7 protein-coding genes and 1 pseudogene are annotated in these 9,775 nt (G+C 69.9%); 4 read left to right on the forward strand and 4 right to left on the reverse strand.

The window, feature by feature from the left end; translation table 11 throughout:
- Positions 1–57: 57 nt before the first annotated feature.
- The 4 genes and pseudogenes from R2S09_RS40700 to R2S09_RS31370 form a co-directional block, all read right to left on the reverse strand.
- A pseudogene (locus R2S09_RS40700) lies at positions 58–325 on the reverse strand (IS5/IS1182 family transposase); the annotation flags it as partial.
- A 159-nt stretch (positions 326–484) separates the two neighbouring features.
- Positions 485–1,399, reverse strand: coding sequence for a LysR family transcriptional regulator (locus tag R2S09_RS31360; RefSeq protein WP_316744640.1), 915 nt, complete (start codon positions 1,397–1,399; stop codon positions 485–487).
- Between the two features lie 195 nt (positions 1,400–1,594).
- A complete protein-coding gene (gene nhaA / locus R2S09_RS31365; protein WP_316744641.1) occupies positions 1,595–3,475 on the reverse strand; it encodes a Na+/H+ antiporter NhaA in 1,881 nt (626 codons plus the stop codon).
- 645 nt (positions 3,476–4,120) lie between these two features.
- Complete coding sequence (locus R2S09_RS31370; RefSeq protein ID WP_316744642.1) at positions 4,121–4,984, reverse strand: carbon-nitrogen hydrolase family protein; 864 nt, start codon at positions 4,982–4,984, stop codon at positions 4,121–4,123.
- Between the two features lie 324 nt (positions 4,985–5,308).
- Here R2S09_RS31370 and R2S09_RS31375 point away from each other — a divergent pair, with 324 nt between their 5' ends.
- The 4 genes from R2S09_RS31375 to R2S09_RS31390 form a co-directional block, all read left to right on the forward strand.
- Entirely contained in the window at positions 5,309–6,670 is a 1,362-nt protein-coding gene (locus R2S09_RS31375) for a hypothetical protein (RefSeq protein ID WP_316744643.1), read from the forward strand.
- Between the two features lie 225 nt (positions 6,671–6,895).
- Positions 6,896–8,092, forward strand: coding sequence for an EfeM/EfeO family lipoprotein (locus R2S09_RS31380; RefSeq protein ID WP_316744644.1), 1,197 nt, complete (start codon positions 6,896–6,898; stop codon positions 8,090–8,092).
- On the forward strand, positions 8,089–9,315 hold the full coding sequence (gene efeB, locus R2S09_RS31385) for an iron uptake transporter deferrochelatase/peroxidase subunit (protein ID WP_316744645.1): 1,227 nt from the start codon (positions 8,089–8,091) through the stop codon (positions 9,313–9,315). The genes R2S09_RS31380 and efeB overlap by 4 nt, the downstream gene beginning before the upstream one ends.
- A 177-nt stretch (positions 9,316–9,492) precedes the next feature.
- Positions 9,493–9,775, forward strand: a 283-nt coding sequence (locus R2S09_RS31390) for an alkaline phosphatase family protein (RefSeq protein WP_316744647.1), incomplete at its 3' end; no start/stop codon positions are given.

A 9,775-nucleotide genomic window follows, 5' to 3' on the forward strand; every position in this document is an offset into this window, starting at 1 on the left:
CAGAGGTGTTACGTCTAACTTATTCCCCTGTATCGAGGGAATCGGCGATCGAGCTTTCTAATGGCGGTGGCCGTTTATTCCTATGGCAGCGCCGCGATATTGTTTCCGGCGGCTCGGACGGCGAAGAGCGAACCAGCTCCTGCGGCCGGCACGCTCGGGATGCCCCTGAGACAGGGCCCGGGTCTGGGCGAGGGCGCGGTTGACGGTGCGCTGAGTGGGAGTGAGCTTCGCGCCGGGGCGGTCGTTCGAGGCTGGTGGTGACCCACGGGCCGGCGCCCGTGCAGGCGCGATCAGCGAGGATCGGGACACCTTGTCGCTCGCAAAGGTCCGGTCCCTCAGCGGGTTCCGGGTCACCTCTGCTGTTCAGTAGGGCTGCACCTCGGGCGCCAGATAAGGAATCCCGAGAGCACCTCCGGTCGGCCGCAACCGACAGGGCGCGCGGAGGTCGGGCTGGGCGGGAGGGCGCGTACACGGCCTCCCCGGGTCAGATGTCCGCCGCTGGGAGTCCTGTGATGAAGCCGGCCAGATCGCGGCGCCGTGAATGGGTCGGCCACGCGGCCCAAGTGCGGCGCACCAAGGGATGGTGGTGCAGGGGCTTCCAGACGACGTCCTCGGGCAGTGGCTGGGACCAGTGGGGCGGGGCCAGGGCGAAGGCCTTCTCCGTGCTGACGGCCGCCAGTTTGACCTCGGCGATCAACGACTGGTTCTCCGGTGCCTCCGGGCCCGGGTCGAGGCCGAAGCTACGCAGGACCGAAGTGACTTCGTCGTACCATGCCGGGCTGCCGGAGCGGGGGAAACTCACCCACTCCAGGCCCCGCAGGGTCTCCAGGCGCACTCCCTCGTCGTCCGCCAACTCGGCAGCTACGCTCGCGGCCAGCAGCACGCCCAGCTTCTCCGTGACGACCAGCATGGCGTCGAGGTCGGGGTCCACAGGACGTTCCCGGAGCAGACCGATGTCGAGGTCGCCGGCGCGAAGCGCCTCCAGTTGAGCCGCGGACGACAGATGGCGGGCCTGCACGCGCGTGTCAGGACATGTGGCCGCCACCTGCTCCATCGCCGGCCGGAGCAGATCGGACGGCAGTTCCAGCGGAATGCCGACCCTCAGCAGCCCGCATCCCGCGCTGGTCAGACTTGCCATGGTCCGCAGCGCCTGGTCATGTCGGGCGATCACTGCGCGAGCCTCGGCCAGAAGGGTCTCTCCCTCCTCGGTCGGACGGACACCGGTGTTGGTGCGGATCAGCAACCTCAGTCCCAGTTGCCTCTCCAGGCCGCTGACAGTCTGCGACAGTGCCGACTGGCTCACGTGCAGGCGGCGTGCGGCGGCAGACATACCACGCTCTTCGACGACAGCGACGAAAGCCCGAAGTTCCCGCAGTTCCATCCCTCCATACCAGCACATGGCGTTGACCTGGTCATCCGCCTGCCAGAAGCCAGACCGACGGCCGCGTTCGCCCGGGGTGATGGCCGCGGCTGACTTGGTACTCCAGCGGTTCCAAGACCGTGATCCCGACGGCTACTCGGCGTCATCGTCGACTACGGACCGGAGTCGAACGATGTGCAGTCCCCCTCATACATGGACGTCTGCCGTGGTCCGTCACGTGGTGACGGAGGCGCGTTCGCGGGCGGCGCGGACTGCGTTGGTGAGGCTGGTGAGGTCGTAGGCGCCGTGGTGTCTGCGGCCGTTGATGAAGAAGGTGGGGGTTCCGGCCACGCTGCTGAGGTCGGCTGAATCAACGTTCTCGGCGATGCGGGCTGCGCCGGTGTGGGCGCGCATGTCTCGTTCGAAACGCTCGGTGTCCAGTCCGATGGCGGCCGCGTGGGCGTACAGGTCTTCGATGCGGAGGGCTTCTTGATGGGTGAGCAGCAGGTCGTGCATGTCCCAGAAGCGGCCCTGTCGTGCGGCTGCTTCGGAGGCCTCGGCAGCGAGTTGGGCGTGGATGTGCACGTCGGTGAGAGGCAGGTGCCGCCACACATAACGCACATCTCCGGATTCGGCGAGGAGTTCACGGACGACGGGCTCGGCCTGCCCGCAGTAGGGGCATTCGTAGTCGCCGTATTCCACGACGGTCACGGGGGCCTGGTGTGGCCCTCGGATGTGATCGCGGTCGGGATCGACGGGCACGGCCAGGTCGACGATCGTCTCCGCCTTACCGAGCAGTACCCGGAGCCGCGCGGGAGGCGGCAGAAGGCTGATCGTCGCCGTGACGAGCCGGGCTGCCAGGAAGGAGCAGAGCAGCGTGGCGAGGATGCCGATCTTGGCCTCGTCGAGGCGTGCACCGTGGAAGGCGAGGGTCGCGATGAGCAGGGAGACGGTGAACCCGAACCCGCACAGTGCGCCGCCGGCGGTCGCCGCTCCCCAGCCGACCGGGAGGCGCAGCCGCCCGCGGGAGGCGAGCGTGGCAAGTGCGGAGGACCCGACGATGCCCAGTGGCTTGCCCAGGACGTAGGCGATGAGGATGCCCAGGGTGACGGGCGAGGTGAAGGCTCGTGTCAGTTGGCCTCCGCTGATCTCGATGCCGGCGTTGGCCAGGGCGAACAGCGGGACGACCACGTAGCCGGTCCAGGGGTGGTAGATCCGTTGCAGGCGGTCGTTGGGGGAGATGGCCGAGGCAATGCCGGCGTGGACGTACCGCTCCAGTTCCGGGGTGGGCTGCTCACGGAAGAGCCGGAACAGGCCGCTCGCGTGTTCCAGGTCGACGCGCGAGGCGGGGTATGCGTAGGTGAGTAGCCCCAGGGCGAGACCGAGGACGACCGGGTCCACACCCGACTCGAGCAGGGCGACCCAGGCGACGACCCCCAGCAGCGCGTACACGCTGCCGTGGCGTACGCCGAGCCGCCGGACGAGCAGGACGAGTGCGAGGCCGGCGATGGCGACGGCGAGTGCGGGCGCGGTGATGCGATCGCTGTAGGCGAAGGCGATGACGCCGAGGGCGAGAAAGTCATCGACCACGGTCAGCAAGAGGATGAACACCCGCAGGCCGGGCGGCATGCCGCGGCCCACGACGGCCAGCGCGCCCAGGGCGAACGCGGTGTCGGTGGACATGGCCGCGCCCCAGCCCTGCTCGCTGCCGTGGCCGGCGTTGATGGCGAGGTAGAGGGCGATGGGCACGATCATGCCGCTGAGCCCCGCCACGAGCGGCATCGCGAGCCGCTTGCGCTCGCGCAGTTCCCCCATGTCGAACTCGCGGCGGGCCTCCAGACCCACGACAAAGAAGAAGAGCGTCATCAGGCCGCTGTTGACCCAGTCGCGCAGGCCGAGCGAGATCCCGTACGTTCCGAAGCGGACAGACAGGTGGGTGTCCCAGAACGACGCGTATGCCGATGGTGCCGTGTTGGCCCAGACGAGCGCGGCGAGCGCGGCGGCGACCAGGACGGCGGCGCTGCCGGTCTCGGTGTGCAAGAAGGCATGCAGCGGGGAACGCGAGCTACTGCGGCACACAGTCTGGCCTGTGTAAGTGTCTGGTTCAGGGGACATGGGTCAGATTCTCGTCCGAGTCGTGGCTACGGGCCTGCGGACGGAGAGCCGGTGTGTCGGCCGGGGCCTTCGCCAGTCAGGCGGGCTCTGGTGTCATGCTAGCGGCAACAGCCGGGTTCGCGGGGACATCAACGGCTCGGCCCAGGCACTGGATGGGCGGCCCGGCATACGCCGCGCGCAGCACTCGTCCGGTGCCACTTATGGCCGTCCTCGGCAGGGAGTCCGGCCGCCGGGCACGGATCAGGCAGGCAGGGAGTTGTCCGGGCGCAGGGACGCAACGCCGACGGACGCGTCCACGGACCAGAGAGTACACCGTGACGAGCTCAACCCCTGCCTGCTCGCCGACATCGTCGTGGCTGCCGGCACACCGTCTTCAGCGACTTGCCGCACTTGACCTTCGGGATTGTCCCCGGCGACGGCATCCATGTCGTCCGAGAGGAGGCGCTGGGCCTTGGCCGCGCCCGCCATCTCGCCCTCACCCAGGGCTCCTTTACCGCCGGACAGGCCGAACGCCGGGGCGCGGTGACCGAGGTGCTGCCTTCGACAAGGTCCTTCCCCGCGGCCAATGCGTGGCGGTCCCTGTGCCACGCGCATGTCTCTTCTTCCGGGACGCACTTGGTGCCTGCCGAAAGCTGAGGAAGCGAATCAGACGAGCTGATGGCAGATGCGAGCACCGGTGGTCGCGCCGTGCACGTCACGCAGCATCGGTTCGGAGTCCCGGGTGGCACGCAACACCTGCGGGTCGAGGTCGGCGGTGATCAGCCCTGGCTGATCCGTGCCGGCCTCGGCGAGCGGCCGCCCGTCGGGGCCCCAAATGGCGCTGGATCCGCAGGTCCTCCAGCCCCCGGTGGTACCGATGTGGTTGGCCAGCACGGCGTAGCAGGTGTTGTCCAGAGCTCGTGCCGGGAACCAGGTGCGCGATTCGTGATAGCCGTTGCCGACGCTGAACAGGGCGCCGACGACGTAGGTGTGGCAGCCGTCCAGCGCCGCCGCACGTGCGTGCTCGGGAAAGCCCGAGTCGTAGCAGATGCCCAACCCCAGGCGCCAGCCGTCGAGCTGGAGTGTGCAGCCGGCCTCGCCTGGGCGGTAGATCTCGCGTTCCGACCGGAACAGATGCTGTTTGTCGTAGCGGGTGACGAGCTCCCCGTTCGCATCGATGACCAGTGCCGACACGTACAGATCGCCCTGGTCGTGGAACGCGGCACCGACGACGGCGACCGTGCCGGTCTCCCGGCAGGCGTCGGCGACGGGGTCCAGTCGGGGGTCGCCGGGCTGCACCGCGCATCTGAGGGGGTCGGCCCGGACGAGGTCAGGCTCGTAGCCGCTGAGGAACTTCTCCGCAAAGACCACGAGCCGGGCCCCGGCCCGGGCGGCGTCATGGACCATGGCCGCCACGGTGGCCGCGTTGGCTTCGATGTCACCGGCCTCGGCCCGAGCCTGTGCCGCGGCTATGCGGATCGAGCGCGAGGGAAGCGGATGGGTCCGGCGGTGGGCCGCATGTTCTGTCACGGATCTTCACCCTACCGCCACTGTGTCCCGCACCGGTCGCGTGCGCCCTCGGTCCCTCGTCGTCGAGATCGGCGATCCCGCCGGCCGAGGTGAGCCGATGTCCGAATGTTCATGCTGTAGCAAGCCGCCGAACACCCGCGGAGCAGACGATCGCACCACCCCGGTATCCGAGAACTCGGGCCGTCGGGCGGGTCGGGCCGGGGAATCGTGTCCCGCCTCGTACATCTCGTTCTCCGGGTCGCCGCCGGCCAAGGCGGTGGACCGCGCGAGGGCCAGGGGTGGCCCGCCGACGGACAACGCCCGAGCACGACGCAGAGGTTGACCTTGACGACCGACAACAACCAGCGGACTCTGCCGCCTGCGGCACAGCTTCGGGCGGTCGTCGCACCGGCGACGGCGGTCGTCGCCCAGCCCAGGCCCCGCAGCGCGGTAGTCATGTCAGCGGCGGGCGTCACGCTGTTCGCCCTGGTGGGCGCCAGCGCCCCCAATCACAACACGCTCACGGTGCCCATCACCTGGCTCGCGCTGCCGGCGATGTCCGACGCCCTCTCCCAGACGGTCACCACGGCGGCCGTCGTCCTCTCCTGCCTCGGCACCCTGGGCATGCTCAACGCCCGCCGGCGCGGCTGGAGCCCCGACCCGCGCGTCCTGTTCCGATCGGGCGCCCTCGCGGTGCTCGTCGTGGCCAACCTCACCCCGGTCGGCTCTTCCGACACGGCCAGTTACGCGGCGTACGGCCGCATCGCCGCGCTCGGCGGTGACCCGTACCTGACGTCCCCGGCCCAACTGGGAGCCCCCTACGCCGATCTCGTGGCCGTCGCCTGGCATGACACACCCTCCGTGTACGGACCGGTCGCGACATGGTGGCAGGCCGCGGCGGCGTTCGTCGGCGGGGAGCGGCCATGGCTGACGATCTGGGCCCTGATGCTGGCCGGCGCGGGCGTGTTCCTGGTCACGGGCTGGCTTCTGATCCGCACCGGGGACGATCCCGTCCGGGCCGCGCTGCTGTGGGTGGCCAACCCTCTCCTGATCGATGTGCTGGTCGCGGGCGGGCATCTGGACACCATCGTCGCCTCTCTCACCGTGTGCGCGATCCACTTCGCCCGCAGAACCCCCTGTCTGCGTCACGACCTGATCATCGGTGGGCTGGTCGGCCTGGCCTGCTGCGTCAAGATCAGTGCGGCCCTGCTCGGCGTCGCACTGGCCTGGCCGCTGCTGCGCGCGGGGGCCTGGCGGCGAGCCGTCCTGCAAACCTCGGTGGCCACGCTGACCGTCGTACTCCTCTACAGCGTGTACGGCCCGCATGCTCTCGACCCGCTCTCCGCCGCCTCACAGATGGTCTCGTCTCCGTCGTTGTGGACTGTGTTCGAACGGCTGGGCAGCGAACTTCTGGGACCCGGTGCGACCGCGACGGTCATCCGCCTGCTCTGGCCGCCCCTGATGCTCGCACTGGCCTGGGCTCTGCACCGCCGCACGCCGGCGGACTGTCCACCCGTCGTGGCTGTACCGTTCGCGCTCGCCTTCGCCTGGGTTGTCACGGCTCCGTGGTCGATGCCCTGGTACGCGGCTCTCGCCTGGGCCCCGGCAGCCCTGTCTCCCCAGGGCCGCCTCACCCGGTACCTCGTCGCCACCACGGCGGTCCTCGCCCTGGTCCACAACAGCGGTGGACACGGCTGGACCGCATGACGCGCCTCGTGGCATCGAGCGCAGACCTGCCGCAGCGAAGGCATCTTCGCACTGCGCGTCGAGGAGGACTCCGATCAACCTCACGAGGGAGCGCGCGTGGCCGCCCTCGACCGTTCGGTGAACTCAGGGCGAATTCTCGGCCATGGATTCCTCCGAATGGCTGATCGTCCCTGCGCGCCTGCCTAGCATGAGGCGATCACGAACGGCACACCCGGGAGGCCCGGAATGCAAGTGGCCGGCCTCGCACACAGGCCGCTCCGCCTGTGGGGTGCGCTCATCGCACTCCTTGCCCTCGCCACGGTGGGAGCCGTACTGCTCCCGCGCGCATCGCACCGGTCACCCACGACCGGCGACGGACTGCGGCACTCCACCATCGAGGTGTCACCCAGCCGTTGCGGGCAGGGATGGCGGAGCCCCGCCGCCGGCCTGCAGGTGTTCGATCTCCGCAACACCTCGGACGGTGCGACCGAGGTCTACCTCGAAGACCCCGCGAGCCAGGTCGTGTACGGCGAGGTGGAGGGCATCGGGCCCGGGGTGACTCGGTCGTTGACCGTCCGTCTGGGCGAGGGCACGTACGCCTTCAAATGTGTGCCCGACGACGCCGACGCCACCACCGGCCCCCGCGTCCATGTCACTTCGGGACGCCGCGGACCGGGTGCCACCCCGGTCACGGAGCACGACCTGATCCCGCCGGCCATCGCCTACCAGAAGTGGGTCGGCGGCGGCCTCTCCGAGGTCGTCCGGCTCACGACGAAGCTCCAGCAGGCGATCGACCGCGGTGATCTCGCCGGCGCCAGGTCGGCCTGGCTGCCGGCCCATCTGGAGTACGAACGGCTGGGGGCGGCGTACGACGCATTCGGCGACGCCGACGCACGGATCAACGGTACGGACGCGGGGCTGCCGGGCGGGGTGCACGACAAGGACTTCGCCGGTTTCCACCGCGTCGAGTACGGGCTGTGGCACGGCGAGTCCGCCGACAGCCTGCGCGGCCCCACGGCAGCCCTGCTCAAGTCGGTGACCGGGCTTCGCGACAGCTGGGCGCAGACCCGCATGGACCCTGCCCAGTTGGGTCTGCGCGCACACGAGATCCTGGAGAACACCGTGCAGTTCGAGCTCACCGGCCGCACCGACTACGGCAGCGGCAGCAACCTCGCGACAGCCCGCGCCAGCCTCGACGGCACCCGGCAGGTGCTGTCCCGCCTGCGGCCCTTGCTGACCACCAGGTACACCGGTCTCACGGACCTCGACCGGGACATGGACCGCGCCCAGCACACCCTCGACGGCTTCCGGCACGCCGGCCGCTGGCTCCGGCTGAACCATCTGACTCGCGCCCAGCGGGAGCGGACGGACGCCGTCCTCGGGGACCTGGTGGAGCGGCTGGCGTCCGTCGCCACGCTGTGCGACCCCCGGAGGACGGCATGACCGGCACACAACGCGGCGAGGGGGTTCGCAGGCGGGGCTTCCTGCGCAGTGCGGCCCTGGCGGGTGCCGGGCTCGCCACCGGCGGGGCCGCCGCCCCCGGAACGACGACCACCACCCCTGCTGCCGTCGCGCCGTTCCACGGCATCCGCCAGGCATCCGTGCTCGCGCCCTCGCGACGCACGTGCGTGTTCGTCTCCCTGGACGTCACCGCGGAGAACCGCGCGGAACTCACCGACCTGCTGCGCACCCTCACCGACCGGGCGCGGTTCCTCACTTCCGGCGGCACACCGTCACCGGTCGGCATCACCGGCCCGCCCGCCGACTCCGGCGTCCTGGGCGACCTGCTGCCCTCCGGACAACTGGCCGTGACCGTCGGCGTCGGTGCCTCGCTCTTCGACGAGCGTTTCGGGCTGGCCGCCCGCAGGCCCCGGCGGTTGACCACTATGCCCGCCTTCCCAGACGACGATCTCAAGTCCGACTGGTGCCACGGCGACCTGAGCCTGCAACTGCACGCTGACGCCCCCGACACGGTCCTGCACGCGCTGCGCGACATAGCCCGGCACACCCGGGGCGGCATGCAGGTCCGCTGGCGTCTGGACGGCTTCACCAGCCCGCCCAGGCCCTCCGGCACCCCGCGCAATCTGATGGGCTTCAAGGACGGCACCGCCAACCCGGACGCCACGAGCGCCCGGGAGATGGACCGCCTGGTGTGGGTGGGCAGCGGCATGGGCGAGCCGGACTGGGCGGTCGGCGGCAGCTACCAGGTGGTCCGGCTGATCCGGATGCTCGTGGAGTTCTGGGACCGCGTCTCGCTGAGCGAGCAGGAGCGGATGTTCGGCCGGGCCCGCTCGTCGGGCGCACCGCTGGACGGTGACACCGAGCACGAAACCCCGGACTACGCCGACGACCCCAAGGGCGACGTCATCCCGCTGGACGCGCACATCCGCCGCGCCAACCCCCGCACCGCCGCCACCGCCGAACAGCGCCTCCTGCGCCGCGCCTACAACTACGACCGGGGCATGGACACCAACGGCAACCTCGACATGGGCCTGCTGTTCTGCTGCTACCAGCAGGACCTGGCCCGCCAGTTCGAGACCGTGCAGAAGCGCCTGGCGGGCGAGCCGCTCACCGACTACATCAAGCCGTTCGGCGGCGGCTACTTCTTCGCCCTGCCCGGCGTACGGGACGAGCATGACTGGTACGGCCGCGCCCTGCTGGGCTGAACTCCCGCGTGCACGACTCTGCGGTTCGCCCGGGTCAAGACACCGTCAAGGTTTGACCTGGCTTTCCTGACCTCTTGTTCACTCCTGGGCCATCATGGCTCCGCCAGGACGCCTGTTGCCCCGCTGAGCATCGCGAATCGTACGCGCACCACCATTTGTGTTCGGAGGGGAACCGGCATGGCCGACAGCGCAAGACGAGCAATGATGAGGACTCTGGGGGCACTTGCGGGCGCGGCAGCGCTCACGGTGCTGGGCGGCACCGCGCCGACGTGGGCGGCCATACCCGCCGGCCACCACGGCCACTCCTCGACCGCCACGCCGATCGAGCACGTGGTCGTGCTCTTCGACGAGAACGTCTCCTTCGACCACTACTTCGCCACCTATCCCAAGGCCGCCAACACCGACGGCACGAAGTTCACCGCGTCGAGGAAGACCCCGAGGCACATCGACACCCTGGCGA

The organism is Streptomyces sp. MK7 (genome assembly GCF_032658145.1).
Lineage (GTDB): Bacteria > Actinomycetota > Actinomycetes > Streptomycetales > Streptomycetaceae > Streptomyces > Streptomyces spiralis.